Source organism: Polaromonas sp. P4_H1 (assembly GCF_056400945.1).
Genome location: NZ_JBFUKG010000014.1, coordinates 108341 through 133606, shown reverse-complemented (window position 1 = coordinate 133606; position 25266 = coordinate 108341). Strand labels below are relative to the sequence as shown.

Here is a 25266-nt window from a genome sequence, read left to right as displayed (position 1 = left end):
CAGCGTGCCTGTGGTGACAGACACGGTGACGGCCCTCAATACCGCCGGCACCGCGCTCAACCCACCGGTTTCCGCCACCGGTACCGTGAACGGCACTGCACCGCTGGACACCCTGGTGCGTGCGCAACAGATCCTGACGGGCGGCACCACGGTGGAAGTGGCGGGGCGTTTTGTGGATGGCCTGGGCAACTATTCCTACCTGCTGCCCGTCGACGCGCCGCAAGTGGCGCCCTACGTGGCAGTACCCGGCCCGCTGGTATTTGTGGCCGATGCGGGCGCTGCCGGCAAATACACGCTGCGGGCAAGCCTGACCGGATTTTCGGACAAGACGGCCATGCTCCCCGTGTTGACGTCCGGCGCCACGATCACTACCAACTTCACTTTCCCCTGAATCATCAGGAGAGGATGGAAGAGGAAGCTGGCAGGCCCTGAAGCCTGAACAGCCAGGAAAAACGGCTTGAGCGCCTGCGCTCCACACGTGTTTACCGGAGCGCCGGCGGTCAAGCTTTCCTGTACCGCCACCGGGGTGGGCGATGCTTGACGGGCCGCTACTGTCGCCAGTGGCGCTACCGCTGTTGCAGCTTCTGGCGCACCAGCTGGATGTTGTTGCGCAGCGCATAGAGCTCGTCGGTGTAGGACAGCGGGACGACAATTTTTTCGGCGCGGCTTTCCATCTGGTTGAGCTCGTCAATCAGCGGGCCCGTAGCCTCTGCCTGCCCGGCCCGGCTCTCGATGTTTCGCAGCTGGCCATACCATCTGAAAATGCGCGAACGCACCCGAAACTCATAGAGCGGCGGCACGATGCGCGACAGCGGCAGCAGCACCGCGATGATGATGCCCATGACCAGCCACATGCGTTCGACCAGGTTGGCCACCCAGAAGGGCAGGTAGCGCTGCAGCAGCGGCGCACCGGCCTGAATGCTGCGCTCGGCCTCTTTGGCCACCGGCAATTCGTTGTTCTTCACATTCGGGTATTCGCGCGCCCGCTTGAACCAGCCGGCACTGCCATGGATCTCGTTGCCGGCCAGCGCAAACAGCTGCAGCAGCGCCGGATGCGTGCCGGCCCGCGTGAGCAAGGTGGTGGTGGGCGCGACCAGGCGGACATCCTGCGGTGGAATATTGGCGGCCAGATCCACCACGCCGCGCGGCAGCACCGCAGGACTCAGGAACTCAAAGCGTCGCGAGTAGGCTTCACTCTGCGCAAAGTCCATGAGCTTGACGCCGGGCGTTTGCAGCAGCATCTGCACCATGAGCGACTCGGGGGCCGACGCGAACACAATGGCGTCGAGCTCGCCGCCGAGAAAGGCGACGGTGGCGGGGGTTTGTTCGAGTCGGGAAATTTTCAGCGCGCTGCCGTCAATGCGGTTGCTTTCGAGCAGCTTGCTCATCAGGTTAGGCACACCGCTGCCGGGGGTGCCGACGTTGACGCGCAAGCCTTGCAGTTGCGTCAAGGCGCTCAATGTAGCCCCCACGCTTGCCGCTTCGCGTGCTGCGCTGCCCCCCGAGGGGGCTGAGCTTGCTTGGGGCGGCCCTGCGCTACGCTCGGTAGCCCCCATGCTTGCGTTGGCCTCTGACGTGACTTTGCGTGCAGCGGCCTCCCGGTAAAACAGCCATACCGGTTCCAGGAACAGGCTGCCCAGCGATTCCAGCTTTTCATCGTTGTCCACGCCCGCTTCGCCCGTGCCACCCTGCACGAATCCCAGGTCGGCCTTGCCCTCGCGCAGCAGCTGCAAATTGGCGGCCGATCCTTCGGAGGGCAGCAACACGACCTCGATGCCATCCTTCGCAAGAATGCGTGCGTAGCGCTTGCCAAACTCTTCATAGGCGCTCTGTGCAGGGCCTGTGGCCAGAACCACCCGCTTGGGCGGATTCGGATCCAGCCACCAGTAGGCCAGCACCAGCAGCGAGACGGCCAGCAAAATGAAAGGGCCGGCGGAGACGGCCAGATCGCGCAGCGATAGCAGCGTGTAGCGTATGGTTTTAGGCATGTTGCGAACCATAGCATGGAGGGCGTTCAAAACGCCTGCAGCAGAGGCTGCACAAAGGCAAACCAGCCGCCCACTGCGCAGACCGCCAGGCTGGCCAGGTAAACGCGGACGGAACTTGCGCGGATTCGCAGGCAGACGCGCCTCAGCGCAGGGTCGACGGGGCAGGGCGCGCTAGCGCATGGATGCCCTTCTTCATTTCGTCGCCCGGATCCGGGTGATGACCGGCTCGTCATCTTGCAGCTCCACTGAAAAGCGAATCTTGTCGCCGGCTTTGAGCGGCTTCAGCATGGCCGGATCTTTCACCTTGAAAGGCATGGTCATGGCGCCCATGTCGATGCTCTTGATGCGCTCGTGCCGAAGCGTCACGATGCCGCGGTCAGCGTCGACCTGGACGACCCGGGCGCTGACCACTTCTGTCTGGGTAGCCGGTGGCGGGCCGGCGTGCGCCGGTGCCAGGGTGACCGCCGCGAACAGCGCCGCCAGCACCAGTGTGGGCCGCGAAAATAGAAGTTTCCTCATTCCAGTCTCCAGAAGATGGGGCAGTGCATCGGTTGCCCTTTTTCAACACGTCCGCCGGGCTGCGGGAGGTTCAATTTCCAATTCGGAGAGATTGAACCGCAGGAGCAATGATCAATGGATAGATAAATAGACCGCTTACTTGAGGGCCTGAATGGACAACACGGTATACGCCCCGTTGATCTTGTCCGCGGTGAAGCTGACCTTGTCGCCAGCCTTTACCTGCTCCAGCAGGGCGCGGTCCTGGACCTGAAACACCATGGTCATGCCGGGCATCTCGAGGTTTTTGATCTCGCCATGCTTGAGCGTGATCTTGCCGGCATCCTTGTCGACCCTGCGGACCTCGGCCTCGGTCGTCGATGAGGGGGCCTGTGCAAAGGCGCTCAGGGCGCAAGCAGCCAGAAGAACGGTGATCAGGGGTTTAAAGCTTTGCATCGAATGATCCTTCAGGTGCGGTGGTAACTTTGATAAACACGGCTGCTGCCATCGCGGTTGATGAGGAGCACGTCATACGGGTCCTTGCGCCCGCCATAAACCGGTGCATCCATACCCGGTGAGCCGACCGGCATGCCGGGCACGGCAAGGCCGATGACCGATGGACGCTCTTTCAACAGACGGTGGATTTCCCGGGCGGGCACATGGCCCTCGATGGCATAGCCGCCCACCAGCGCGGTGTGGCAGGAGCCCAGCTTTTCAGGCACGCCGAGCCGGGTTCTGGCTGCGGTATTACCGCCGCTGTTCACCTGCACCTGAAAGCCACCGGCTTCCAGGTGCTTGACCCAGTCCTGGCAGCAGCCGCAGTCCGGGTCTTTCCAGACCGTGATCTGGGGCGGGCCGCTGCGTGCCAGCGCGTGCAGGGGTTGCGTGAGCAGCGCAGCCGCAAGTGCAGCCAGCGGCAGCCGGAGCGCCGCCCGGCGGGAAACGTTCTCAATGTTTATGGTCTGCATGGCCATCTCCTTTACCATTTTCTTTAATCAGTACCTTGCTGTTGGCTACATTCACCAGCCCCTTCATGCCGGCCTCATAGTGCCCGGGCTGCAGGCAGGCGAAGTCGACCTTGCCCGCCCGGGTGAATTGCCAGATGATCTCGCCGCTTTTGCCTGGCGCGACCGTCACCATGTTGGCGTCTTCGTGCTCCATCTCCGGGTTTTTTTTCATCACTTCGTAGTGCTCCTTCAGGTCTTTTTCCGAGCCCAGCACCAACTCGTGCTTGACCTTGCCAAGGTTCCTGGCGACGAAGCGGATCGTCTCGCCCTGCGTGACGGGAATTTTCGAGGTGTGAAAGCGCATGTCATCCGTCATGTCGACGACCACCGTGCGTGTCACCCGAGATGCGACGCCAGGCTTGCCGATCGCGTCGTCCGCGTGGGAACCGCTGTGGTTGCCCGCCGCCAGCGCCGACAGGGACAGCAACGCGCAAGGCAGCGCGAGCAGGGTGTTACGTAATTTCATGGAATGCCTTTTCAACGATATTGGTAAAAAAATGTATGCGTGCTTCATATCGATGCCTGGTTTGTCAGTGTCTGGTATGTCAGTGTTTCATGGCGCCCATGGGCTTGCGGACCTGGACTTCGACTTCTTTCATCGGCATGTTCTGAACGGGCATTGATTTTCCTCCCTCTGCGGCAAAACGTGCGGGGTTAGGCAGAGAGCCCGTCCATTCATAGGCGACTTCACCGGCCGGGTGCTTGTGCCAGCCTGGGTCCTTGTAGTCACCGGGCTTCTGGTCCTTGCGCACTTTCAGCACTGAAAACATGCCGCCCATCTCGACAGAGCCGAAAGGTCCCGTGCCTGTCATCATGGGCGCGGTGTTGTCGGGCAGGGGCATTTCCATCTCGGCCATGTCGGCCATGCCGCGTTCGCCCATCACCATGTAGTCGGGAATCACGTTGGTGATGTCCCGTGCGACCTGGCGGTGGTCCACGCCAATCATCGTGGGCACGTCGTGGCCCATCGCATTCATGGTGTGGTGGCTCTTGTGGCAATGAAAGGCCCAGTCCCCTTCCTCGTCGGCCAGGAACTCGATCTGCCGCATCTGGCCCACGGCCACGTCGGTCGTCACCTCATGCCAGCGCGCCGCTTTCGGTGTGGGGCCGCCATCGGTGCCGGTCACGACAAATTCATGCCCGTGCAGATGGATGGGATGGTTGGTCATGGTCAGGTTACCCATGCGGATGCGCACCTTGTCATTCTTGCGCACCACCAGCGGGTCAATGCCCGGAAAGACCCGGCTGTTCCAGCTCCACAGGTTGAAGTCGAGCATGGTCATGATTTTGGGTGTGTAGGCGCCCGGGTCGATGTCGTAGGCGTTGAGCAGGAACACAAAGTCACGGTCCACCTCGTCAATCAGCGGGTGCTTCGCCTTCGGGTGGGTGATCCAGAAGCCCATCATGCCCATGGCCATCTGCGTCATCTCGTCGGCATGCGGGTGGTACATGAAGGTGCCCGGGCGCCGGGCCACGAATTCGTAGACAAAGGTCTTGCCCGGTGCAATGGCGGGTTGGGTCAGGCCCGACACGCCGTCCATGCCGTTGGGCAGGCGCTGCCCGTGCCAGTGCACGCTGGTGTGCTCCGGCAGTTTGTTGGTGACAAAGATGCGCACCCGGTCGCCTTCCACCACCTCGATGGTCGGGCCGGGCGACTGGCCGTTGTAACCCCACAGATGGGCCTTGAAGCCCGGAGACATTTCGCGCACCACCGGCTCGGCCACCAGGTGGAACTCCTTGACGCCGTTGTTCATGCGCCAGGGAAGCGTCCAGCCATTGAGCGTGACGACCGGGTTGTAGGGGTGGCCGGTAGTGGGCACCAGCGGCGGCATGGTGTCGGGTTTTGTCTGCAGGACCGGCTCCGGCAGCGCCGCCATGGCAACTCTGCTGACTGCCGCGGCTGCGACTGCCGTAGTCAGTGCGCCAGCGCCTGTCAGAAAATTTCTTCTGTTTGTCATGTCAATTCCGATTCATCAGTTTGTGCGGCCATCAGTGACCGGCCGTTTCGCCGCCGCCGGAAGTGGGTGCGGCCATCATCAAGGTGGTGGGCTTGCCGGTCATGGACGCGGCAAGCGCGGCATCGGCCAGCCAGAACTGCTGGTAAGCATTGATCGCCGCCGTCACGCTGGCGATCTGCTCGCGGGTGTCGGCCAGGAGCTCGAACACCCCGATCAGCATGCCGTTGTAGCGCAGCACGTTTTCTTCGGCCATGGTCTTGCGCAGCGGCACAATCTCGTCGCGGTAATGCCGGGCCACGTCGTAGGCGGTGCGGTAGGCCGAGTAGCTTTCGCGCAACTGCGACGAGGCGCTGCGCACGGTGCTTTCATAGCGGTTGGCGGCGGCCAGTGATTGCGCATTCATCGCGTCACGCTGGGCTGAGCCCCAGTCAAAAATCGGCAGGCGAATGCCCAGCTCATAGCCCTTGCGCGGCGTGCTGGTACCCGCCGCGTTGTCGAACACCGTGTCTCGGCGTATGCCAAGTTCCACGTCAACCAGACTGGCGATCAAGTTCAAGCCTTGTGATTTACCGGCGATCTCGAGCTGGTTGCGCGCCATCTGCACGTCCAGGCGTTGCTGCGTGGCGTTGGTGCTCACCATACCGGCTTGGCGCGGCTCTTTGGGCAAGTCGGGCAGGCGCTCAGGCAGCTTGAGTTGCGCGGCTTGCGCGTCCGTCAAACCCAGTTGGCGCGTCAGTTCTTCACGGGCGGCCGTAGCCGCATGCTGGGCGGATGCCAGCTGCGCCGCGCTATCGGCATAAAAGCTTTGCTGGCGTGCCCGCTGCAGCTTGGTGAAATTGCCCACCTGCTGCATGCGCCGCGCCAGTTCCGCGCTCACCTGCGCGGTGTTGTTGACCTGGTTTGCATAGTGCAAGGTCTGCTGTGCGGCCACGGCGCGTACCCAGGTCTGGCGTACCTGGGTCACCTGCTCAACCACATTGGCGCTGAGCTGCACCTTGGCCTGCGCGACCTGGCCACGTGAAATCTCCTGGCGCCGGGGCAGGGTCAGCAGATCCAGCAATCCAAACGACAGCAGCCGGCCCAGTTCCAGTTCGTCAGCAAAGCGGATTCGCTCAAACGTGAAGACGGGGTTGGCAATGCGGCCGGCCTGGTTGGCCTGAGCCATGTCGGCCCAGCTTTGCGCCAACAGGGTCTGCACGGCCGGGCTGTTCGCCAAAGCGAGCTGTACAGCCTCGTCCATCGTTAAAGGCTTGGCCAGCAGCTCGCTGCTCAGCTTGGCTCTGGCTTTCCCCTGCTGCTCGGTACGACTGAGCTCCAGCTTGCCTTGGGTAAAGGTGTTGGTCGTGTCATTGGTGTCACGCACGGCCTGATCAACGTTGACCGAGGCGCAGCCTGCCAGCACCAGGCTTGCCGCGGCCAGGGCGCTCAATCGAAAAATCGTTTTCATGCTTTTTCCTGTCACGGTTTGGCTGGCACTGCGCGGGGATCGGGCTTGGCTGCCGCATCTGGCGTCTGCGGCTGCCTCGCCTCTTTGGCGTACTCACGCCAGCCACCGATCCGGCCGGTGGTGTCGTTGGCCTCTTTCCAGTTGACGGTTTTTTCGTCGGTGTAAGGCTGGTAGCCCTCCAGCGCCGAGCGAAACGCGGCTGGCGTGGTGCCCGGCATGGCCGTTGCAGGTGCGTCCGGTGCCGCCGGTGATGCGGCCTGTCCATGGGCGGCGCTGGTCCACAAGGCCAGCGCCAGCACGGGCAGTGCGACCAGCCCTGGGGCGGGGTTTGAAATGAAACGAATGCTCACAAAAATCTCCTGAATGACATGCTGAGGCGACGGCGACATCGCGCTTAGGCCGGCTGGACGGATGCTGAAGACCGTGCCGGCTGCAAGTACAGGCCCACTATGGGCCTGAAGATCAGGAAATGGGTGGTTTTTGGCCGAGTGCGGCTTCGGCACTGGCAAATTGCGCTGCCGCTGAAGCGGGCAGGGTGAAGGGATGAAAGACCGGTCGCAGCGTCAGTGCGGCGAAAGACAGCGCCACCGTATGACAGGCCTGGCAGGCCGGGCAGGACCCGCACTGTCCGTGAGATGCTGCATCAGTGGCATGGTCAAGGCAGTCAGGGTTCGATGGCGAGGCAGATGGCGTGTCCAGTTGCGCGTCTGGTTGCGTGGCCTCCGGTGCGGTCATTTCCTGGTGAAAATGATTGGTTTCCCCCGCACTGTGGGCATGGGATGCCATGGTTTTTGCGGCAATTTGACGGGCCTGCCCCTGGCTGGCTGCCATTTCGGTTGCCATCACGTCACCCATCCATCCGCGCAGGGGCAGCAGGGCGATCATCAGGGCAAGGAGCAAAAAACGCATCGTTGAATGATAGGGGATGTGGTGAAAAGTTCCGGCCGATTCAAAATGCAGCCTGAGTACGCAGCTTCAGTAGGCAGCTTTACATTAGTACGTAGCGTCAGGATGTCGCGGTTTTGAACTCTTGAAGGCCCTGCCGCAGCACCGCCCAGCCGCTGGTGATGGCCAGGCCCGCCATCACCGTCGCCACCGCCAGATCGGGCCAGGCCGTGCCGGTGCCGAACACGCCGAGCGCCGCCAGCATCACCGCGATGTTTCCGATGGCGTCGTTGCGTGTGCAGAGCCAGACGCCGCGCATGTTCGCGTCGCCGTCGCGCCAGGCGTACAGCATGGCGGCCACGCCGCCGTTGGCCAGCAGCGCAAGCAGGCCGATGGCGCCCATGGTGAACGCCTCGGGCGTGCCACCTTGTGTGAGCATCCACAGCGCCCTGGCCACCACAAACACGCCAAACAGCAGCATGCTGGCACCCTTGAGCAGGGCGGTGCGGGCGCGCCAGAGCAGGCCTGCGGACAGCACTGCCAGTGTGATGCCGTAATTGGCCGCATCGCCAAAAAAATCAATTGCGTCAGCCAGCAGCGACACCGAGCCGGAACGCAGGCCCGCCCCTACCTCCACGCCGAACATGGCCAGGTTGATGGCGAGTGCCATCCAGAGGATTTTTCTGTAACGCGGGCTGTGGGCCCTGTTGACGGCGTTGTGGTCATCGTGGCAGCAATGGGCCGACATGGGGGCTTCTCCAGATTCAGGGTTGATGGCAAGATTGGAAACCCTGAACCCACTTCAAGGTCAAGCCTCGCGTTTGAATGGCCCGGCCGTTACCGGGGACAAGCGGCTGCGCAGTGGACGGCGTTGTTGCAAGCTGTGTCCAATGATGGTGTTGGCCCGGTGTTGTCCGCTTGAATGTGGCTGAACGTGGCCGAATGTGACCGAAGATAGTGAATGGTTTAAGGGTTGGTTTAAGGGGATCAGGAACTTGAATATGCAAATTGCGCGTTGGCAACCGGGGATTGTTGCGGCGCTGGCGTCGGCTTTCCTGTTTGGCGCAGGCACACCGCTGGCCAAGTGGCTGCTGGACCAGGTCAGCCCGTGGATGCTGGCCGGGCTGCTGTATCTCGGGTCTGGCTTGGGCCTGGGCCTGTATCGCTGGCTGCGGCGGGCCGCTACCCCCCGCCTCAATCCGGGTGAAATAGGGTGGCTGGTCGCGGCGGTAGTGTGTGGCGGCGGTATCGCTCCCGTCCTGCTGATGTGGGGCCTGTCGGCGATGCCGGCCAGCCATGCGGCCTTGCTGCTCAATGCGGAAGCGGTGCTGACGGCGCTGCTGGCCTGGGTGGTGTTTCGCGAGAACTTCGACAGGCGCATTGCCCTCGGCATGGCGGCCATCGTGGCGGGCGCCTTGTTGTTGAGCTGGCCTCAGCAGGAGGATGTGCCCGGTGCAATGGCGCTGACCTCGCTGTGGCCCGCGCTCGCGGTGACGCTCGCTTGCCTGTTCTGGGCGCTGGACAACAACTTCACGCGCAAGGTCGCGTTGGCCGATGCGTCATGGATTGCCTGCGTGAAGGGGCTGGCCGCCGGCGCCACGAATCTGCTGCTGGCTTTTCTGGCCGGTGCGGCGCTGCCCGGGCTGGCCAAGGTGCCGGTTGCCATGCTGGTCGGTTTGCTGGCTTATGGCGTCAGCCTCGCGCTGTTTGTGGTGGGCCTGCGGCACCTTGGCGCTTCGCGCGCCGGCGCTTATTTCTCCACCGCGCCATTTGTCGGCGCGCTGTGTGCGGTGATTTTTCTGGGCGAACCCGTCACCTGGCAGTTGCTGGCCGCCGCCGCCCTCATGGGCCTCGGAATCTGGCTGCACCTGACCGAACACCATGCGCATGTGCACCAGCACGAGGCGCTGGAACACGAGCACCTGCATTCGCATGATGAGCACCATGCGCATGAGCATGTACCTGCGGTTGAGGGGCCGCATTCGCACCGCCACCGCCACGAGCCCATGACCCACAGCCATGCGCATTACCCCGATGCCCATCATCGCCATGACCACTGAAAGGAGTAGCGACATGCGCACTGACAGCACGACCCCGGCACCGTACCGCATCAGCGAGGCGGCCGCCCTGAGCGGCGTGCCGGCCACCAACATACGGTTTTATGAAAAGGAAAAGCTCCTGAGCCCGCATGGAAGAAGCGAGAACAGCTATCGTTGTTATAGCAATGGCGATGTGCACCGGCTGCGCTTCATCCGCCTGTGCCGCGCCATGGACATGTCGCTGGACGAGGTGCGTACCCTGCTGGCGCTGGACCTGACCCGCAAGGCGGACTGCGCCACGGCACGCGAATCGCTGGATGGGCACCTGGTCCATGTGCGCGCGCGCCTGGCGGAGTTGAGGACCCTTGAAAAAGACCTGAAGGCCTTGCGCGACCGCTGCGACGGCACCGATGCGCTTTGCCACACCATTGAAGCGTTGCATGAGCGGGCCGATGCCTTGCCTGTGCAGGCAAAGCCGACCGCAGCGGTCAAGCGGCACGTCTGAGGTCACGCTTGCGTTACGCTCTCAGGTCAGTGTGCGTTTGTTGTCAAAAATCAGCGGGAGTTTTATGGTGAAAAGTTACGGGCGCAAGGCGCTGGCCTGCTTGTGTCTGGCAGGCCTGGCCTGCCTGCCGGCCATGAGCGCTGCACAGGGCAGTGTGTTTATTGAAGACCTGACCACCCAGGAGGTCAGTGCTGCGCTACGCGCCGGAAAAACCACCCTCATCATTCCGGTGGGCGGCACCGAGCAAAACGGGCCCCACATGGCGTTGGGCAAGCACAATACGCGGGCCAAAGCGCTGGCCGGCAAGATTGCGGTGTCGCTGGGCAATGCGCTGGTGGCCCCGGTGCTGTCTTACACCCCAGAAGGCTCGGTGGAGCCGCCCACCGAGCACATGCAGTTTGCTGGCACCCTCTCTGTGCCCGAGGACGCCTTCAAAAGCATTTTGCGCGGGGCCGCGCGCAGCTTCAAGAAGCACGGCTTCAGCGATGTGGTGCTGGTGGGCGACAGCGGCAACTACCAGGCCGCGCTGGCCGCCGTGGCGCAGGGCCTGAACAAGGACTGGGCCAAAACGCCGGTACGCGCGCACTACATTGGCGAGTATTACCGCGCCACGCAAACTGCCTACGTGGCGGCGCTCAAGGCCAAAGGCCTGAGCGAGGCTGAAATTGGCACTCATGCCGGGTCAGCCGATACCTCTTTGCTGATGGCGATTGACAGCACAATGGTCAAGCCGGAGCGCTTTGCCGAGGCGGCGCGTGCGGGCTGGCGTGGCGGCACCCTCGGGGACCCCCGTGCGTCCAGCGCGGCCAATGGGCAACTGGGGGTGGACGCGGTCGTTAAAATTGCCACTGAGGCCATTAAAAAAGCGGTGGCCTTGCCGCGCTAGATTTTGTTTTTTTGAGCCTTGGGCCAGTGACCCGTTTTGAAAGTGAAAAGTAACATGCTGAAGCAAATGCGTAAAAATTATGGCGTGGCGGCAGCGCTGCTTGCTGCAGGTTTAGCGGTGGCCGGGTCGTGGGCGCTTGCCCAAACCGCCACCAAGGCGGTAGCACCAACGGCTGGGGCATCGGCCACGGCAGCCGCTAGCCCAGCGGCCAAACCCGGTGGGCCTATCGACATGGTGAGCGGCATGCCCGCGGCCCTGGACAAAACCAATCTTTATAGCGAAATTGCGCCTGGCCGCTGGAGTCCTGCGGTGAGCGGCGCGCTGGAGCGGGTCTATGTGCCCAACCGGAGTGACAACACGGTGTCGGTCATTGATCCCAACACGCTGAAAGTCATCGACACCTTCAAGGTCGGCGTCCACCCGCAACACGTGGTGCCCGCCTGGGACTTGCGCACCCTGTGGGTGGCCAACAATGCCGAGGGCCGCACCGATGGCAGCCTGACGCCGATTGACCCTAAAACAGGCAAGCCCGGCAAATCAGTGCTCGTGGACGACCCCTACAACCTGTATTGGTCGCCCGATGGGCAATACGCCATTGTGGTGGCCGAGGCCTACAAGCGGCTGGACTTTCGCGATGCGCGCACAATGGTCATGAAGTTTTCCATTCCCACGCCCCAGTGCGCAGGCATCAACCATGCCGATTTTTCCATCGACGGAAAATATGCCTTGTTTACCTGTGAGTTCAACGGTTCGATGACAAAAATCGACCTGGTGAACCGAAGCGTGATGGGTACGATCAAGCTCTCCCCTTACTTTGACCGCCCGGATGCGCTGGCCGCCATTGCCGCGCCAGGCAAAAAACCACGCTACATTGCCGACCCCGGCAAGCCAGGGTCCGACATTTGCACCACGCCGGGCATGCCGCAAGACGTGCGCATCTCGCCAGACGGCAAGACCTTTTTTGTGGCCGACATGATGGTCGATGGCGTTCATGTGGTGGATGGCGAAACCTTCAGGCAGATCGGCTTTATTCCTACCGGGGTGGGTGCCCACGGCCTTTACCCCAGCCGCGACGGCAAGAGCCTGTACGTGGCCAACCGCGGCAGCAACAAGATTCGCGGCACACCGGGCGGCAAAGGCAGCGTGTCGGTGATTGACTTTGCCAGCCGCGCCGTGACCAAAAACTGGACCATTCCAGGCGGCGGTAGCCCCGACATGGGCAACGTCAGCGGCGACGGCAAATACCTCTGGCTGGGCGGGCGCTACGACAACGTGGCCTACCGCTTCAATACCGACACAGGCGCGGTGGAAAAAATCAAGGTGGGGCGCGAGCCGCACGGCCTGACCGTGTGGCCACAGCCGGGCCGCTTTTCTTTGGGCCACACGGGCAACCTGCGCTAAGGGGCTGCAGGGTGGCAGTCCTGCCTCCTTGCCGCCTCCTTGCCTAATCGTGCAGTGACGACAAAAACTGTTTGAGTTCAGGCGTCTGCGGGTTGCCAAACACCTCCGCAGGCGGGCCCATCTCATGCACGCGGCCCTGGTGCATAAAGATCACGCGGTCTGAGACCTTGCGGGCAAAGTTCATTTCGTGCGTCACCATCAGCAGCGTCATGTCTTCGTCGGCCAGGCTTTCGACCACGCGCAGCACTTCGCCGACCAATTCCGGGTCCAGCGCCGAGGTGATTTCGTCGCACAGCAGCACGCCGGGTTCCATGGCCAGCGCCCGTGCGATGGCCACGCGTTGCTGTTGGCCACCGGAGAGCTGATCGGGCATGGCATCAAATTTTTCTGCGAGGCCCACGCGGTGGAGCAGTTTGCGTGCCTGCTCGGTGGCTGCGGCACCGTCTTTCTTTTTCACCAGCGACGGGGCCAGCATGATGTTTTTGCCCACGGTGAGGTGAGGAAACAAATTGAAGCTCTGGAAGATCATTCCCACGCGTTGGCGCAACTCGCGCATGGCCATGGCGCTTTCATGCAGCAAAGGCTTGCCATCTACTGTGAGCGCGCCTTGCTGAAACACTTCAAGACCATTAATACAGCGCAGCAGCGTGCTCTTGCCCGAGCCGCTTTTGCCGATGATGGCGATTACTTCGCCCTGCGAAACTCGCAGGTCAATACCCTTGAGCACTTCATTCGTGCCATACGATTTGCGCAGGGCCGTGATTTGCACAATGGCACGGCCAGAAGCGGGCGCCACATTGATGGCAGCTTCTTCAATGGTTGTTTCTTCAACGGTGTTATTGGCGGTTTGCATTGATTTTTCTCTCCAGTGTCTTGGCGTACAGGCTGATGGGGAAGCACAGCGCAAAGTACAAAAGGGCCACACAGCTGTACACCACAAAGGGCTTGAAGGTGGCGTTGGTAATCATGGTGCCCGCCTTGGTCAGTTCGATAAAACCAATCACCGAGGCGAGAGCGGTTCCCTTCACCACTTGCACCAGAAAACCGACCGTGGGTGGAATGGCGATTTTGATGGCCTGCGGCAGGACCACATGCAGCAGCAGCTCGCGAAAACTCAGCGCCAGGCTTTGGCCCGCCTCCCATTGCCCCTTGGGGATAGCCGCCACACAGCCGCGCCAGATTTCGGTCAGAAAAGCGCTGGTGTACAGCGTGAGCGCGACCGACGCGGCAACCCAGGCAGAGGTTTTGATGCCAAACAGCGCAAGGCCGAAGTAAGCCAGAAAAAGCTGCATCAACAGCGGCGTGCCCTGAAACAGCTGCACATAGCCACCGACCAGCGTGTTCATGCCGCGTAGTTTGGAAAGCCGGGCCACCAGCAAGAGCAGGCCAACAATGCCGCCGCCGACAAAGGCGATCAGTGACAGCACCACCGTCCAGCGGGCGGCCAGCAAAAGGTTGCGAAAAATGTCCCAGACGGAAAATTCAACCATGGTCAGGCCTCGCGCCGGGCTGCCCCAAGCAGGCCTGCGACCCCTCGGGGGGCAGCGAACTACATGTAGTGAGTAAGTGTGGGGGCATATTTATTTATCTGCCAAAAAGGAAACGCGGACCCAGCCAGTTGAGCAGTTGTCTTACCCCGACAGCCAGCGTCAGGTAAACCAGCGTGGCCAGGATGTAAGCCTCAAAGGCGCGAAAGTTGCGGCTTTGAATCAGGTTGGCGGCGTAGCTCAGCTCTTCGGTCGAAATCTGCCCGCACACCGCCGAGCCCAGCATCACGATGATGATCTGGCTGACGAGTGAAGGCCATACTTTTCGGAGTGCGGGCGGCAAGACCACGCGCACAAAGGTCTGCATGCGGTTCAGCGCCAGGCTCATCGCGGCCTCAATTTGCCCTTTGGGCGTGGCGTCAATCCCGGCACGAATGATCTCTGTCGCGTAGGCGCTCAGGTTGATCACCATGGCGATGATGGAAGCAACCTCGGGCGAGAGCTTGACGCCCGCCGCGGGCAGGCCAAAGAATACAAAGAAGAGCTGCACGATGAAGGGCGTGTTGCGGATGAGTTCCACATAGGTACCTACGATCCATTTCAGCCAGGGTGCGCCGTGCGATCGGACCCAGGCAAACGCCACGCCCGCTACCACGCCCATCATCGCAGAGATGACCGTCAGGCCCACCGTCCAGAGCACACCCTTGGCGAGCAAGGGCCACTGGCTCAAGACCGCGATGAAGTCCAACTCAACCCGCATCTGGCTTCACTCCTTTTAAAAAATAACGACAGTCTCTTCTGCATCTCTACCAAGGCCGCCGTGGAACCGGCTTTGCCGGGCCACCAGCGGCGCCCCCTGCAAGGGGGAGGGGGCTACGCAAAGCGAGCCCCAACGGGGGTGTGCAATATTTACTGTGGCAAATCACCGGCAGGGCGACCCAGCCATTTCACGGCCATCTTGTCAATGTCGCCTGCCTTTTTGCCCGTTGCGATGATTTCATTGACCTTCAGGCGCAGCTTGTCTTCGCCCTTGCCCACGCCAATGAAGTTGGGCGAGTCCTTGAGCAGCAGTTTGTACTCGGCAGCGAGTTGCGGGTTTTTGGCCATCATGTTGCCGGCGACTGAGGCACCCGTGGCAATCAGTTGCACCTGGCCTGCGACGAACGATGACACGGTGGCGTTGTTGTCTTCAAAGCGTTTGATGTCTGCGCCCGCCGGGGCGAGTTTGGTCAGTTCCTGGTCTTCAATCGCGCCGCGCGTCACGCCAATGCTTTTGCCCGCCAGATCGGCAAAGCTCTTGATGCTCATGGACTTGGGCGCAAAGACAGCCTGAAAGAAAGGCGAGTAAGCGGCCGTGAAGTCGATGACTTTTTCGCGCTCGGCGTTTTTGCCCAAGGTGGAGATCACCAGGTCAGCCTTGCGGGTTTGCAGGTAGGGCACGCGGTTGGCACTGCTGACAGGTGTCAGCTCAATCTCGACGCCGAGCTTGGCGGCGATGTAGTTGGCCATGTCGATGTCCAGGCCTTGCGGCTTGAGGTCGGTGCCGACAAAACCATACGGCGGAAAGTCGGTCGGAATGGCGATGGTGATTTTTTTGGCCTTCATCACGTCGTCCAGCGCCGTTTGTGCCTGCACGCCCGCGGTTACCAGCAAGGCGGCCGACATCATGCTCAGGGAAAACAGGCGTTTGGAGAGTTGGGATAACTTCATAGCAGGGCTCCTAGATAGGTTGAGGATTCTTCAGAGGGTTTGGCCGGGCGCCGGCCGGGTTTGCGAACACTGGTGGGCAACTCTTGTGCCGATTTGGCTTTTGCGGGCGAAAGCGGGCTCAGCGCGCTGCGCAGGTGCGCCAGCGGATCGCCGCCCGCAGCCTGTAGCTGCAGGCCCGCCTGCACGCTGCCGATATGCGCGTGCATGAGTTGTTCGGCCAGCACGAGGTCGCCTTTTTCAAGGGCCTGCACAATGCGCACATGCTCCTCGCAGGACTGGGCCGCATCGTGCGAGGACTGGTACAGCATGGCGATCAGGGTGGTGCGTGCGGTGAAGTCGCGCAGGGTGTCAGCCAGCAGGTTGTTGCCCAGGCATTCGGCCAGGCACACATGGAAGTCGCCCAGCAGAAAACTGCGCAGGCCGACGTCTTCCCCCTTGACCGCCGCTTTTTCGCGGGTCAGGTGGCTCTTGAGCTGCTTGAGGGCGGACTTGCTGACGTCGCGGGTGCAGCGAATCAGCCCCATCTCGATCACGCGCCGCGCCTCGAAGGCTTCACGCGCTTCCTCCCTGGAGGGCTCAATGAGATACCAGCCCCGCCGCGCACTGACCGTGACGATGCCGCGCGCGGCCAGGTGGGTCAGGGCTTCCCGCACGATGGTGCGGCTGCAGTCAAACAGCATGGCCAGCTGCTGCTCACCCAGACGCGCGCCGGGCGCCAGCTTTTGCGCCATCACGGCTTCAATGATGCGATTGCTGATGTGGGAAGCCGTGGTCATGCAGGAAGCAGTGCATATCCCGTGCCAGGATCTGGACTGATTTGGCTGGCTGGTATACAAGATATGTGCACCTCAGTGGTGTGCTGATGCATCAAATTGCAGCTTTTGGGGCCGGCCCCGCACCAAACGCAGGCATTGCAGGCCGGGAGCGGCCGCGCTAGCATTTTTTGGCGCTTGAGTGATCAGGCGACAGGAGGCGCCCATGGAACATCCCAATCGTCCCAATCGCGGTGGCTGGAAAACCTGCAGCCGCGGGCACAAGTACCGTGGCCCGGGTCCTTGCCCGATTTGCTGGCCGGGTGGAGTGAAGCGTCGCGCCAAGGCATCGCCCGCGCGGTGATCGCGTGCCTCCTCCTCCTCCTCCTCCTCCGCGGGTCAGTCGAGCTTCGCGCCCGAGGCCTTGACCGCCTGGGCCCAGCGCGGCATTTCAGCCGCCAGAAACTGGCCAAACTCTTCACTGCCCATGAACGCCGGGTCGGCGCCCTGGGTCACCATGCGGTTGCGGATGTCGGGGCTGCTCATCACCTGTTTGAACGCATCGCTCAATTTGGCCGTGATGTCTTTGGGCAGGCCGGCAGGCGCCAGGAAGCCGTAAAAGCCCACCACCTCAAAACCCTTGAAACCCGATTCGATAACGGTGGGCACATCGGGCAGGGCGGGGTTGCGCTCACGGCTGGTGACGGCCAGCGCCCGCACCTTGCCTTGCCTGTGGTAATTGGCCGCCTGGGGGATTGACTCGCCCATGAACTGCACCTGCCCGGCCATCAGGTCGGTGAAGGCCGGCGCGCTGCCGCGGTAGGGAATGTGAACCATGAAGAGCCCGGTGGCGTTCTTGAACATTTCGGGCACCAGGTGGCTGATGCCGCCGTTGCCGGCAGAGCCGTAGTTGACCTGGCCGGGCCGCGCGCGCGTGTAGTCCACAAACTCCTTCAGCGTGTTAACCGGCAGTTTGGGGTTCACCAGCAGCGCCAGCGGCTGCATGGCGGTGCGCGCGATCGGCGTGAAGTCTTTCAGCGTGCTGTAGGGCAGGCGGGTGTACAGGGCCGGGTTGATGACCATCACGCCGGTGTTGGCGAGCATCAGCGTGTAGCCGTCCGGCGCTGCCTTCATGACATCCTGGGCGCCCACCGTACCGCCGGCGCCCGACTTGTAGTCAATCACGATGGGCTGGCCCAGCACCGCCTGCAGCCGCTCGGTCAGCAGTCGCGCATGCTGGTCAAGCGGGCCGCCCGCCGGGAAACCGATCACCACGCGGATCGGCTTGTCGGGAAATGCGGCGAACGCCGTGGCGCTGGCGAGCAGCAGCGCCGCCACGAGGATGCGGGGCAGGGTCGAGAAAGCGGCGGGCAGGGTAATGTGGCGCATAGTGTGTCTTTGTTTCTCTGTTTTTCGTGTGGATCGATGCACAGGGGCCAGCGATGGATGGATGGATGAATGGATGGATGAAAAAAACAAGGCTTTCACGTTCTGTGCGCAGCGCTCAGGGCGCTTTCATCATAGAGACGCCGGGTCACGCAGGTGACACTGTTTTATCGGGAGCTTCCCCGATGCAGGCGGCGCGAAGTGCGGGTAGGCTGTGGTGAACCGAGCCTTATCCGGAGCCCATCCTTGTCTTCACACCCGCCTGCCGACGCCTCCCTGCCCGATGCGGCCCCGCGCCACGACCTGCACTACCAGGTCTGGCCCAGGCGCTTGCCGCGCAGCATCACGCCTCCGGCCACATCGCTGTGGCACAACCTCGCCGTCAGCGCGCTGCGTTTTCCCGACAAGCCGGCGCTGGTGTTTTTTGACCGGGTGCTCAGTTATGCCGAAGTGCTGCGGCAAGCCGAGCGGCTGGCCGCCACCTTGCACCGGCTGGGCGTGCGCAAGGGCGACCGCGTGGTGCTCAATATGCAAAATTGCCCGCAGTGGGTGATTGCGCACTTTGCCATCCTGCGGGCCAATGCCGTGGTGGTGCCCGTCAACCCGATGAACCGGGCCGAGGAACTCAAGCACTACATCACGGACCCCGACGCCAGGGTCGCAATCACGGCGGCTGACCTGGCCCCCGAACTGGCCCGGGCCAACGCCGAACTGGCGCCCGGTGAACGGCTGGCGCACCTGATCGTGACGCACTACAGCGATGCCTTTGATGCCAGTGCTGGCGAAAACGGCGGCGCCCTGCCTGAAGCCTGGCGCGACTGGCTGGGCAGCCGGCATGCGTTGCCCGCGCTCGAGGGCGGCTCGGTGATGCACTGGGCCGATGCCCTGGCCGATGGCGCTGGTGAATTGCCGGCGCACACGGCCACCCCGCAGGATTTGGCGGTGCTGCCCTACACCAGCGGCACGACAGGCCTGCCCAAGGGCTGCATGCACACGCATGCCAGCATCATGCACAACGCGGTGGCCAGTATTTTGTGGGGCAACAGCACCTTTGAAAACGTGACGCTGTCGGTGGTGCCCATGTTCCACATCACCGGCATGGTATCGGTGCTGCATGCGACGATTTATGGCGGCGGCACGCTGGTCATCATGCCGCGCTGGGACCGCGAGCTGGCCGGGCGATTGATCTCGCACTGGCACGTGACGCACTGGACCAACATCCCGACCATGGTGATTGACCTGCTGGGCAGTCCCAACTTCGCCAGTTTTGATTTGAGCAGCCTTGTGTACATTGGCGGTGGCGGCGCGGCCATGCCGCAGGCCGTGGCCCAGCGTTTGTGGGAGCAGTACGGCTTGCGCTATGCCGAAGGCTATGGCCTGACCGAAACCGGCGGGCCGTCGCACAGCAACCCCTATGATGCGACCCGGCAGCAATGCCTGGGCGTGCCGTTTGTCAGCACCGATGCGCGCGTGATCGACCCCGAGACGCTGCAGGAAGTCCCGCAGGGCGAGCAGGGCGAAATCATCATGTGCGGGCCGCAGAACTTCCAGGGCTACTGGAAGCGCCCGGACGCCACGGCCGCCGCGTTCATCGAACTGGACGGCAAACGTTTTTTTCGCTCCGGCGACCTGGGGCGAATGGACGAGCAGGGTTACTTCTTCCTCACCGACCGGCTCAAGCGCATGATCAATGCGTCGGGTTTCAAGGTCTGGCCGGCCGAGGTGGAGGCGCTGATGTTCCGCCACCCGGCCATCCAGGAGGCCTGCATCATTTCGAGCAGCGATGCCTACCGCGGCGAAACCGTCAAGGCGGTGGTGGTGCTGCGCGCCGAGGCCAGGGGCAAGACCAGCGAGGACGACATCATCAACTGGTGCAAGCAGAACATGGCGGCGTACAAATACCCGCGCATCGTCCAGTTCGTCGATGCATTGCCGAAAAGCGGCTCGGGCAAGGTCATGTGGCGCACGCTGCAGGAAGCCGAGACCGGAAAAGCCTGAATCGGCCGCCGGAAATCCTGATGAGCAGGGGGCAGGGGAAAGGGATCAACCGCCGTTGGTCAGCCTGCGCGGCGTGATCTCCACCGACTCCGCGCCGGTGCTCATCCAGACCGTGCCATCCTGGATGGTGACCTGCAGCTGCATGCTGCGTTCGGCCAGCCTGGCCAGCGCCTGGCTTTGCGCCGCCTCGATCTGCCACACCACCAGGTTGGCTGCGCGTGTGAGCTTGGTCTCGATATTTTTCCACCACACGGGTGTGCTGCTGGAAAAACTGTAGGCGCTCACGCGTTCGGCCCGGCCGGCAGCGCGCATCAGGCGCTTGTCGTCGGGCTGACCCACGTCGATCCAGTGCTGCACGGCATCGGTGTAGTCCTTGTGCCAGAGCGCCGGCTCGTCCACGTCCCACAGGTCCTTGGCAAATTCCAGCTTGCCCCGCTTGTCGTCGGCGGGCACATTCAGCGCAAAAGCCAGCAGGCGGATCATCATGCGTTCATCCGTCTCGGACGGATGGCGGGCAATGATGACGCCGTGGTCGGCGTACACCGCACGGTCCATGTCGGCGATTTGCAGCTGCGCTTTGTAGATGGTGGCTTTGAGTGCCATGAGAAGGGGTTCCAGGTACGGCCCCGGTAGACATGGGGCCTGCATTTAAACCCTCTATTGGAACAGCCTTTTGCGGGGTTGTTCCGACAGGACTGTCAGGGCGGACCTTCGCCGGCAAGGTTTATCGATGCTGGCTATAGTTTGCCGATGCCAAGTTTGTCTGTTCTCGACCAGTCGGTTGCCGTCAGCGGCCGTACTGAAGATGCCTCCATCCGCGAAACCCTTGCGCTGGCCCGTTATTGCGAATCCTTGGGCTACCGCCGTTTCTGGGTGAGCGAACACCATAGCCACCCCAGCATCGTCGGCTCGGCCCCCGAGGTGTTGATGGCGGCGATTGCCGCCACCACCCAGCGCATACGCGTGGGCAGCGCCGGCGTCATGCTGCCGCACTATGCGGCGCTCAAGGTGGCCGAGCAGTTTCGTGTGCTGGAGGCGCTGGCGCCCGGGCGCATTGACCTGGGCGTGGGGCGCGCGCCGGGTTCGGACATGCGCACCGCGCGGCTTTTGAGGGCTGACCCGCACCAGTCGGCGGAAAATTTTCCGGCGCAGGTGCGCGAGTTGCAGGCCTGGGTGTCGGGTGTCGATTTGCCGGAAGGTCATCCCGGGCACGGCGTCACCGCCAACCCCATGGGGCCCACCACGCCCGAGTTGTGGATGCTGGGCAGCTCCGACTATGGCGCGCAGCTGGCGGCGCACTACGGCCTGCCCTACGCCTTTGCGCACTTCATCACCGACGGACGGGGTGCGCAGCAGGCGCTGGATTTATATCGCCGGCTGTACCGGCCCAGCCCGCGCCATCCCCAGCCGCAGGCCGTGCTGTGCGTCTGGGCCCTGGCGGCCGATACCGAGGCCGAGGCCTGGCATCATTTCTCGGGCCGCGAGCGCTGGAAAATCGACAGGAACAAAGGCGCGCTGGGGCCGCTGCTTTCTCCGGCCGAGGTGGCGCTGCGGCCCTACAGCGAAGCCGAGCAGCCGGAGCTTGCCCAACTCAGGCAGACTGCGCTGGTGGGCAGCGGGCCACAGGTGGCCGCCAGGCTGCGCAGCCTGGCCGATACACTGGAGGTTGAAGAACTGGCGGTGATCACCTGGACCCACGACCCGGCGGCGCGCCGGCGTTCCTATGAGTTGCTGGCGCGCGAGTTGGTGTGAGGCCGGAATTCAAGCCGAAAAATAACGGACCGAAAAAAATATCAACCGAGAAAAACCGAGACAACCAAGGCCCCTGAATGACATCTCCCCTGTTTAGCGCCACCATTGCCGGCAGCCTGCCCAAACCCGCCTGGCTGTCGGAAACCAACAAACTCTGGCCGCAGTGGAAGGCCGAAGGCGATGAGCTCAAGCAGGCCAAGGCCGACGCCACGCTGCTCTGGATCAAGGCGCAGGAGGACGCGGGCCTGGATGTGATCGGCGACGGCGAGCAGTCGCGCCAGCATTTTGTGCACGGCTTTCTGGAGCAGGTCGCCGGCATCGATTTTGATCACAAGGTCAGGATGGGCATACGCGATAACCGCTATGACGCCATGGTGCCGCAGGTGGTGGCTGAACTGAAACTCAAAGGCCGTGTGCATGCCACCGAGGCACGCCTGCTGCGCGCCCACACCGCCAAAAAAATCAAGTTCACCTTGCCTGGCCCGATGACGATCGTCGACACGGTAGCCGACCAGTTTTACGGCGACAAGGTCAAGATGGCCATGGCATTTGCCGAGCTGCTGAACCAGGAAGCGCTGGCCCTGCAGGCCGACGGCGTGGACATCATCCAGTTTGATGAGCCGGCCTTCAATGTCTACATGAAGGAAGCCGCAGACTGGGGCGTGAAGGCGCTGGAGCGTGCCGCGCAGGGCCTGACCTGCACGACGGCCGTGCACATCTGCTACGGCTACGGCATCAAGGCCAATACGGACTGGAAGGCCTCATTGGGCGAAGAATGGCGCCAGTATGAGACCGTGTTTCCGGCGCTGGCCAAAAGCAGCATCCAGCAGGTGAGCCTGGAGTGCTATCACTCGCATGTGCCGCCGCACCTGATGGCATTGCTCGAAGGCAAGGATGTGATGGTCGGCGTGATCGACGTGGCCAGTGACGAGATTGAAACGCCGGAGCAGGTGGCCGACACCATTGGCAAGGCGCTGCAGTATGTGCCGAAAAACCGCCTGCTGCCTTGCACCAATTGCGGCCTGGCGCCGATGGACCGTGAGGTGGCGCTGAAAAAACTGCAGGCACTGGCGCAGGGCGCCGCACTGGCACGCGAGCGCTACAAGTAGTAGCCGGAACATCAGACACCGGAAGGCGGGCGCCTCAGGGTTGGCCGGCTTCCACCATCGCCAGGCACAGGCGCTCCATCTGCAGGGCCCATGGGGCGGTTTCCGCGTCGCTCAGGCCAATCAGCAGCCCGTAGCGCCTTGCACCCCAGACCGCCAGGTGCATGGCCTGGATCGCTTCGCGCGAGGGCCGCGCGGGCAGGTCGTCGCAGGCATCAAACACCCGGGTCCACGCCGCGAGCAGTTCTTCGTGCACGCGCCGGTGATGCTTCACTTCGGCAATGCCGGCTTCCAGGGCCAGCATGTCCGCGTCAAACCAGGGCAGTTCCGGCGCGTTCACACCACAGACCAGGCGGACCAGCGTCTGCAGCCGTGCCTGCCACGGGAGGTGAGGCGGCGCCACCGCCTGCTGCTCAATGGCCTGCAGCAGCTGCTCCATGCAATGGCGCACATAGCCTGAGAGCAACGCCGTCTTGTTGGGGAAATAGTCATACAGCGTGCCGACCGACACGCCGGTTTCCAGCGCCACCGCACGGGTGGTCACGCCGGCCCATCCGTGCTGGCGCCAAATCCGAACAAAAGCGTCGTAAATCGCCTGCACGGTGAACACCGCGCGGGCCTGCGTGGGGCGTTTGCGGGGTTTGGCTGCAGCGGGTTTTCCGAACCCGGAAGAAGGTGGCCGGCTATACATTGGTTGTCATGTACTGATCGCTTGATCAAATTCCAGATGATCCAAAGGAAAAACCTCCATGAACAATCCGGCCACGCTGACACGACTGCTCACGCGCAAAGATGCATTGAATCACACCCGCATTGCGGTTGAACAGCCCGCAGGAGACACCCTCCACGCGGCTGCCGGCGAGGCGCTGCTGAAAATCCGGCGCGTCGCCCTCACCACCAACAACATCACCTACGCCGCGTTCGGCGAGGCCATGCAGTACTGGGAATTTTTCCCGACCGGCGAGGCCGGGTGGGGCCATATGCCGGTCTGGGGCTTTGCCGACGTGGTCAGCTCCAGCGTGCCCGGCGTGGAAGTGGGCGAGCGCTTTTATGGCTACTTTCCCATCGCCAGCCATCTGCGCGTGCAGCCGCAGCGGGTGACGGAGCGGGGGTTTTATGATGGCGCCGCACACCGCCAAACCCTGACGTCGGCCTACAACCAGTACATGCGCTGCAGCGCCGATGCCGCCTGGCGCGAGGCCGACGAAAACTGCCAGATGCTGGTGCGGCCGCTGTTCATCACTTCGTTCATGCTGGCCGATTTTCTGCAGGACAACGCTTTCTTCGGGGCAGCGCAGCTGGTCTTTTCCAGCGCGTCCAGCAAAACAGCCTATGGCACAGCCTTTTGCCTGGAGGCGTATCCAGCGATCCAGCGCGTGGCGCTGACCTCGGCGCGCAACCAGCGCTTTGTCGAAGGCCTGGGCTGCTATGGCGAGGTCGCCAGCTATGAGGCGCTGCCGCGGCTTGACCGCAGCAGGCCCACTCTGTATGTCGATTTCTCGGGTGACGAAGACCTGCGCCGGGCGGTGCACGAGCACTTTGGCGAATCGCTGGTGTACGACTGCTATGCCGGTTCGGCGCAGAACACGCAGTTCCTGCGCCCGCTCAACCTGCCAGGGCCCGCACCGCAGTTTTATTTTGCACCGGTACAAATCCGCAAACGCAATGCCGACTGGGGACATGCCGTGGTGAACCAGCGCTTCAACGAAGCGCAGCTGGCCTTCATCCGGCGCATCAGCGATGCGCAGCAGCCCTGGATGCAGGTGGTGGAACACCGTGGATTTGAAGCCGCGCAGGCCTTGATTGATGACCTGCATGGCGGCCGTCTGGATCCGCAGCAGGGTCATGTGGTGGTGCTGGACGGAGCGCCTGAGGATGGTGTACGCTGACAATCTGCACATCACTGGCGGCTGACATGAGCATTGATCACACACACGGCCCCCACGACCCTGCGCATACGCACGAAGCACCGGAGCCGGCCTGGAAGCACGATGGCGTTCGGGTGATTCCGGGCAACCAGCTCGACGGCAATACCGCGCAAACGCCGGGCATGGACCGCCGCGCGGCGATCAACTTTGCTCGCGTGGGCGCCCAGAAGTTGTGGGCCGGCACCGTGACGATTCATGCGAATGCCAAGACCGGCGCCCACCATCACGGCCATCTGGAAAGCGTGATCTATGTGATCAGGGGCAAGGCCCGCATGCGCTGGGGCGAGCATCTGGAGTTCACGGCCGAAGCCGGGCCGGGTGACTTTATTTATGTACCGCCCTATGTGCCGCACCAGGAAATCAATGCCAGCCCGACCGAAACACTGGAATGTGTGTTGTGCCGCAGCGACGGTGAGGCGGTGGCCGTGAATCTGGACATTGAACCGGTCGAGAAGCCCGTCACCGTGTTGTGGGTGGACCCTACCCATCCCCACGGTGGTGTGTAGACGCGGCGTAGCGTTCGTTTGAGGGCCGGT

General features: G+C 62.7%; 28 protein-coding genes. 10 read left to right on the top strand and 18 right to left on the bottom strand.

Annotation, left to right across the window (positions count from 1 at the left end; translation table 11 throughout):
• Window positions 1–10: 10 nt before the first annotated feature.
• A complete protein-coding gene (locus AC1DS5_RS18325) occupies window positions 11–391 on the top strand; it encodes a hypothetical protein (protein ID WP_477719678.1) in 381 nt (126 codons plus the stop codon).
• A 175-nt stretch (window positions 392–566) separates the two neighbouring features.
• Here the strand turns inward: AC1DS5_RS18325 and AC1DS5_RS18320 are convergent, their stop codons facing one another.
• From AC1DS5_RS18320 to AC1DS5_RS18275, 10 genes are all read right to left on the bottom strand, one after another.
• The gene (locus tag AC1DS5_RS18320) at window positions 567–1988 is read right to left on the bottom strand and encodes a TAXI family TRAP transporter solute-binding subunit (RefSeq protein ID WP_477719677.1); all 1422 of its coding nucleotides are present in this window, start codon (window positions 1986–1988) and stop codon (window positions 567–569) included.
• Window positions 1989–2180: 192 nt separating this feature from the next.
• The gene (locus AC1DS5_RS18315; RefSeq protein WP_477719676.1) at window positions 2181–2507 is read right to left on the bottom strand and encodes a copper-binding protein; all 327 of its coding nucleotides are present in this window, start codon (window positions 2505–2507) and stop codon (window positions 2181–2183) included.
• 135 nt (window positions 2508–2642) lie between these two features.
• The gene (locus AC1DS5_RS18310) at window positions 2643–2939 is read right to left on the bottom strand and encodes a copper-binding protein (protein WP_477719675.1); all 297 of its coding nucleotides are present in this window, start codon (window positions 2937–2939) and stop codon (window positions 2643–2645) included.
• A gap of 11 nt (window positions 2940–2950) precedes the next feature.
• The gene (locus AC1DS5_RS18305; protein WP_477719674.1) at window positions 2951–3451 is read right to left on the bottom strand and encodes a DUF411 domain-containing protein; all 501 of its coding nucleotides are present in this window, start codon (window positions 3449–3451) and stop codon (window positions 2951–2953) included.
• Window positions 3432–3956 carry a cupredoxin domain-containing protein gene (locus tag AC1DS5_RS18300; RefSeq protein WP_477719689.1) on the bottom strand — a complete coding sequence of 175 codons (525 nt, stop codon included), beginning with the start codon at window positions 3954–3956 and terminating at the stop codon, window positions 3432–3434. Before AC1DS5_RS18300 ends, AC1DS5_RS18305 begins: the two co-directional genes overlap by 20 nt.
• Before the next feature lie 79 nt (window positions 3957–4035).
• Window positions 4036–5448 carry a multicopper oxidase family protein gene (locus AC1DS5_RS18295; protein ID WP_477719673.1) on the bottom strand — a complete coding sequence of 471 codons (1413 nt, stop codon included), beginning with the start codon at window positions 5446–5448 and terminating at the stop codon, window positions 4036–4038.
• 31 nt (window positions 5449–5479) lie between these two features.
• Window positions 5480–6895 (bottom strand): TolC family protein, encoded by a 1416-nt coding sequence (locus tag AC1DS5_RS18290; RefSeq protein WP_477719672.1) that lies wholly within the window; start codon window positions 6893–6895, stop codon window positions 5480–5482.
• Between the two features lie 11 nt (window positions 6896–6906).
• Window positions 6907–7245, bottom strand: a complete 339-nt coding sequence (locus AC1DS5_RS18285; protein ID WP_477719671.1) for a hypothetical protein — start codon at window positions 7243–7245, stop codon at window positions 6907–6909.
• A 112-nt stretch (window positions 7246–7357) separates the two neighbouring features.
• Entirely contained in the window at window positions 7358–7804 is a 447-nt protein-coding gene (locus AC1DS5_RS18280) for a hypothetical protein (protein ID WP_477719670.1), read from the bottom strand.
• Window positions 7805–7901: 97 nt separating this feature from the next.
• Window positions 7902–8528, bottom strand: a complete 627-nt coding sequence (locus AC1DS5_RS18275) for a cation efflux transmembrane domain-containing protein (RefSeq protein WP_477719669.1) — start codon at window positions 8526–8528, stop codon at window positions 7902–7904.
• Window positions 8529–8781: 253 nt separating this feature from the next.
• On the opposite strand from AC1DS5_RS18275, the gene AC1DS5_RS18270 reads away from it, so the two are divergent.
• The 4 genes from AC1DS5_RS18270 to AC1DS5_RS18255 all read left to right on the top strand — a co-directional run bounded on the left by AC1DS5_RS18270 (window position 8782) and on the right by AC1DS5_RS18255 (window position 12611).
• Window positions 8782–9840, top strand: a complete 1059-nt coding sequence (locus AC1DS5_RS18270) for a DMT family transporter (protein ID WP_477719668.1) — start codon at window positions 8782–8784, stop codon at window positions 9838–9840.
• 13 nt (window positions 9841–9853) lie between these two features.
• Window positions 9854–10324 carry a Cd(II)/Pb(II)-responsive transcriptional regulator gene (locus tag AC1DS5_RS18265; RefSeq protein ID WP_477719667.1) on the top strand — a complete coding sequence of 157 codons (471 nt, stop codon included), beginning with the start codon at window positions 9854–9856 and terminating at the stop codon, window positions 10322–10324.
• Between the two features lie 64 nt (window positions 10325–10388).
• Complete coding sequence (locus AC1DS5_RS18260; protein ID WP_477719666.1) at window positions 10389–11210, top strand: creatininase family protein; 822 nt, start codon at window positions 10389–10391, stop codon at window positions 11208–11210.
• A 54-nt stretch (window positions 11211–11264) separates the two neighbouring features.
• On the top strand, window positions 11265–12611 hold the full coding sequence (locus AC1DS5_RS18255) for a YVTN family beta-propeller repeat protein (protein ID WP_477719665.1): 1347 nt from the start codon (window positions 11265–11267) through the stop codon (window positions 12609–12611).
• Between the two features lie 43 nt (window positions 12612–12654).
• Here AC1DS5_RS18255 and AC1DS5_RS18250 read toward each other — a convergent pair whose 3' ends face one another.
• From AC1DS5_RS18250 to AC1DS5_RS18225, 6 genes are all read right to left on the bottom strand, one after another.
• Window positions 12655–13464, bottom strand: coding sequence for an amino acid ABC transporter ATP-binding protein (locus AC1DS5_RS18250; protein ID WP_477719664.1), 810 nt, complete (start codon window positions 13462–13464; stop codon window positions 12655–12657).
• Window positions 13448–14101 (bottom strand): amino acid ABC transporter permease, encoded by a 654-nt coding sequence (locus tag AC1DS5_RS18245; RefSeq protein WP_477719663.1) that lies wholly within the window; start codon window positions 14099–14101, stop codon window positions 13448–13450. The genes AC1DS5_RS18250 and AC1DS5_RS18245 overlap by 17 nt, the downstream gene beginning before the upstream one ends.
• 94 nt (window positions 14102–14195) lie before the next feature.
• Window positions 14196–14858 carry an amino acid ABC transporter permease gene (locus tag AC1DS5_RS18240; RefSeq protein ID WP_477719662.1) on the bottom strand — a complete coding sequence of 221 codons (663 nt, stop codon included), beginning with the start codon at window positions 14856–14858 and terminating at the stop codon, window positions 14196–14198.
• 149 nt (window positions 14859–15007) lie between these two features.
• Window positions 15008–15808 carry a transporter substrate-binding domain-containing protein gene (locus tag AC1DS5_RS18235; RefSeq protein WP_477719661.1) on the bottom strand — a complete coding sequence of 267 codons (801 nt, stop codon included), beginning with the start codon at window positions 15806–15808 and terminating at the stop codon, window positions 15008–15010.
• Window positions 15805–16584 carry a GntR family transcriptional regulator gene (locus tag AC1DS5_RS18230; protein WP_477719660.1) on the bottom strand — a complete coding sequence of 260 codons (780 nt, stop codon included), beginning with the start codon at window positions 16582–16584 and terminating at the stop codon, window positions 15805–15807. Before AC1DS5_RS18230 ends, AC1DS5_RS18235 begins: the two co-directional genes overlap by 4 nt.
• 375 nt (window positions 16585–16959) lie before the next feature.
• Window positions 16960–17949: a Bug family tripartite tricarboxylate transporter substrate binding protein gene (locus AC1DS5_RS18225; RefSeq protein ID WP_477719659.1), complete on the bottom strand. Its 990-nt coding sequence runs from the start codon at window positions 17947–17949 to the stop codon at window positions 16960–16962.
• Between the two features lie 300 nt (window positions 17950–18249).
• On the opposite strand from AC1DS5_RS18225, the gene AC1DS5_RS18220 reads away from it, so the two are divergent.
• On the top strand, window positions 18250–19944 hold the full coding sequence (locus AC1DS5_RS18220; RefSeq protein WP_477719688.1) for a long-chain fatty acid--CoA ligase: 1695 nt from the start codon (window positions 18250–18252) through the stop codon (window positions 19942–19944).
• Between the two features lie 45 nt (window positions 19945–19989).
• On the opposite strand, the gene AC1DS5_RS18215 is transcribed toward AC1DS5_RS18220, so the two are convergent.
• Window positions 19990–20547: a YaeQ family protein gene (locus AC1DS5_RS18215; protein ID WP_477719658.1), complete on the bottom strand. Its 558-nt coding sequence runs from the start codon at window positions 20545–20547 to the stop codon at window positions 19990–19992.
• A 147-nt stretch (window positions 20548–20694) separates the two neighbouring features.
• Here AC1DS5_RS18215 and AC1DS5_RS18210 point away from each other — a divergent pair, with 147 nt between their 5' ends.
• Window positions 20695–21696 (top strand): LLM class flavin-dependent oxidoreductase, encoded by a 1002-nt coding sequence (locus tag AC1DS5_RS18210; protein WP_477719657.1) that lies wholly within the window; start codon window positions 20695–20697, stop codon window positions 21694–21696.
• Window positions 21697–21785: 89 nt separating this feature from the next.
• On the top strand, window positions 21786–22805 hold the full coding sequence (locus AC1DS5_RS18205) for a methionine synthase (protein ID WP_477719687.1): 1020 nt from the start codon (window positions 21786–21788) through the stop codon (window positions 22803–22805).
• A gap of 34 nt (window positions 22806–22839) precedes the next feature.
• Here AC1DS5_RS18205 and AC1DS5_RS18200 read toward each other — a convergent pair whose 3' ends face one another.
• Entirely contained in the window at window positions 22840–23493 is a 654-nt protein-coding gene (locus tag AC1DS5_RS18200; protein ID WP_477719656.1) for a TetR/AcrR family transcriptional regulator, read from the bottom strand.
• Between the two features lie 58 nt (window positions 23494–23551).
• On the opposite strand from AC1DS5_RS18200, the gene AC1DS5_RS18195 reads away from it, so the two are divergent.
• Together AC1DS5_RS18195 and AC1DS5_RS18190 are read left to right on the top strand one after the other, a co-directional pair.
• Window positions 23552–24691 carry a DUF2855 family protein gene (locus AC1DS5_RS18195; RefSeq protein ID WP_477719655.1) on the top strand — a complete coding sequence of 380 codons (1140 nt, stop codon included), beginning with the start codon at window positions 23552–23554 and terminating at the stop codon, window positions 24689–24691.
• A gap of 26 nt (window positions 24692–24717) precedes the next feature.
• Complete coding sequence (locus AC1DS5_RS18190) at window positions 24718–25236, top strand: cupin domain-containing protein (protein WP_477719654.1); 519 nt, start codon at window positions 24718–24720, stop codon at window positions 25234–25236.
• Window positions 25237–25266: the final 30 nt, after the last annotated feature.

Excerpts from the sequence above, each read along its gene's own strand:
- AC1DS5_RS18315 (WP_477719676.1), bottom strand. The coding sequence starts at position 2,507 with ATGAGGAAACTTCTATTTTCGCGGCCCACACTGGTGCTGGCGGCGCTG.
- AC1DS5_RS18215 (WP_477719658.1), bottom strand. The coding sequence starts at position 20,547 with ATGGCACTCAAAGCCACCATCTACAAAGCGCAGCTGCAAATCGCCGAC.
- AC1DS5_RS18280 (WP_477719670.1), bottom strand. The coding sequence starts at position 7,804 with ATGCGTTTTTTGCTCCTTGCCCTGATGATCGCCCTGCTGCCCCTGCGC.
- AC1DS5_RS18200 (WP_477719656.1), bottom strand. The coding sequence starts at position 23,493 with ATGTATAGCCGGCCACCTTCTTCCGGGTTCGGAAAACCCGCTGCAGCC.
- AC1DS5_RS18275 (WP_477719669.1), bottom strand. The coding sequence starts at position 8,528 with ATGTCGGCCCATTGCTGCCACGATGACCACAACGCCGTCAACAGGGCC.
- AC1DS5_RS18195 (WP_477719655.1), top strand. The coding sequence starts at position 23,552 with ATGAACAATCCGGCCACGCTGACACGACTGCTCACGCGCAAAGATGCA.
- AC1DS5_RS18250 (WP_477719664.1), bottom strand. The coding sequence starts at position 13,464 with ATGCAAACCGCCAATAACACCGTTGAAGAAACAACCATTGAAGAAGCT.
- AC1DS5_RS18270 (WP_477719668.1), top strand. The coding sequence starts at position 8,782 with ATGCAAATTGCGCGTTGGCAACCGGGGATTGTTGCGGCGCTGGCGTCG.
- AC1DS5_RS18310 (WP_477719675.1), bottom strand. The coding sequence starts at position 2,939 with ATGCAAAGCTTTAAACCCCTGATCACCGTTCTTCTGGCTGCTTGCGCC.
- AC1DS5_RS18255 (WP_477719665.1), top strand. The coding sequence starts at position 11,265 with ATGCTGAAGCAAATGCGTAAAAATTATGGCGTGGCGGCAGCGCTGCTT.
- AC1DS5_RS18295 (WP_477719673.1), bottom strand. The coding sequence starts at position 5,448 with ATGACAAACAGAAGAAATTTTCTGACAGGCGCTGGCGCACTGACTACG.
- AC1DS5_RS18240 (WP_477719662.1), bottom strand. The coding sequence starts at position 14,858 with ATGCGGGTTGAGTTGGACTTCATCGCGGTCTTGAGCCAGTGGCCCTTG.
- AC1DS5_RS18245 (WP_477719663.1), bottom strand. The coding sequence starts at position 14,101 with ATGGTTGAATTTTCCGTCTGGGACATTTTTCGCAACCTTTTGCTGGCC.
- AC1DS5_RS18235 (WP_477719661.1), bottom strand. The coding sequence starts at position 15,808 with ATGAAGTTATCCCAACTCTCCAAACGCCTGTTTTCCCTGAGCATGATG.
- AC1DS5_RS18300 (WP_477719689.1), bottom strand. The coding sequence starts at position 3,956 with ATGAAATTACGTAACACCCTGCTCGCGCTGCCTTGCGCGTTGCTGTCC.
- AC1DS5_RS18320 (WP_477719677.1), bottom strand. The coding sequence starts at position 1,988 with ATGCCTAAAACCATACGCTACACGCTGCTATCGCTGCGCGATCTGGCC.
- AC1DS5_RS18225 (WP_477719659.1), bottom strand. The coding sequence starts at position 17,949 with ATGCGCCACATTACCCTGCCCGCCGCTTTCTCGACCCTGCCCCGCATC.
- AC1DS5_RS18190 (WP_477719654.1), top strand. The coding sequence starts at position 24,718 with ATGAGCATTGATCACACACACGGCCCCCACGACCCTGCGCATACGCAC.
- AC1DS5_RS18210 (WP_477719657.1), top strand. The coding sequence starts at position 20,695 with ATGCCAAGTTTGTCTGTTCTCGACCAGTCGGTTGCCGTCAGCGGCCGT.
- AC1DS5_RS18290 (WP_477719672.1), bottom strand. The coding sequence starts at position 6,895 with ATGAAAACGATTTTTCGATTGAGCGCCCTGGCCGCGGCAAGCCTGGTG.
- AC1DS5_RS18265 (WP_477719667.1), top strand. The coding sequence starts at position 9,854 with ATGCGCACTGACAGCACGACCCCGGCACCGTACCGCATCAGCGAGGCG.
- AC1DS5_RS18305 (WP_477719674.1), bottom strand. The coding sequence starts at position 3,451 with ATGCAGACCATAAACATTGAGAACGTTTCCCGCCGGGCGGCGCTCCGG.
- AC1DS5_RS18230 (WP_477719660.1), bottom strand. The coding sequence starts at position 16,584 with ATGACCACGGCTTCCCACATCAGCAATCGCATCATTGAAGCCGTGATG.
- AC1DS5_RS18260 (WP_477719666.1), top strand. The coding sequence starts at position 10,389 with ATGGTGAAAAGTTACGGGCGCAAGGCGCTGGCCTGCTTGTGTCTGGCA.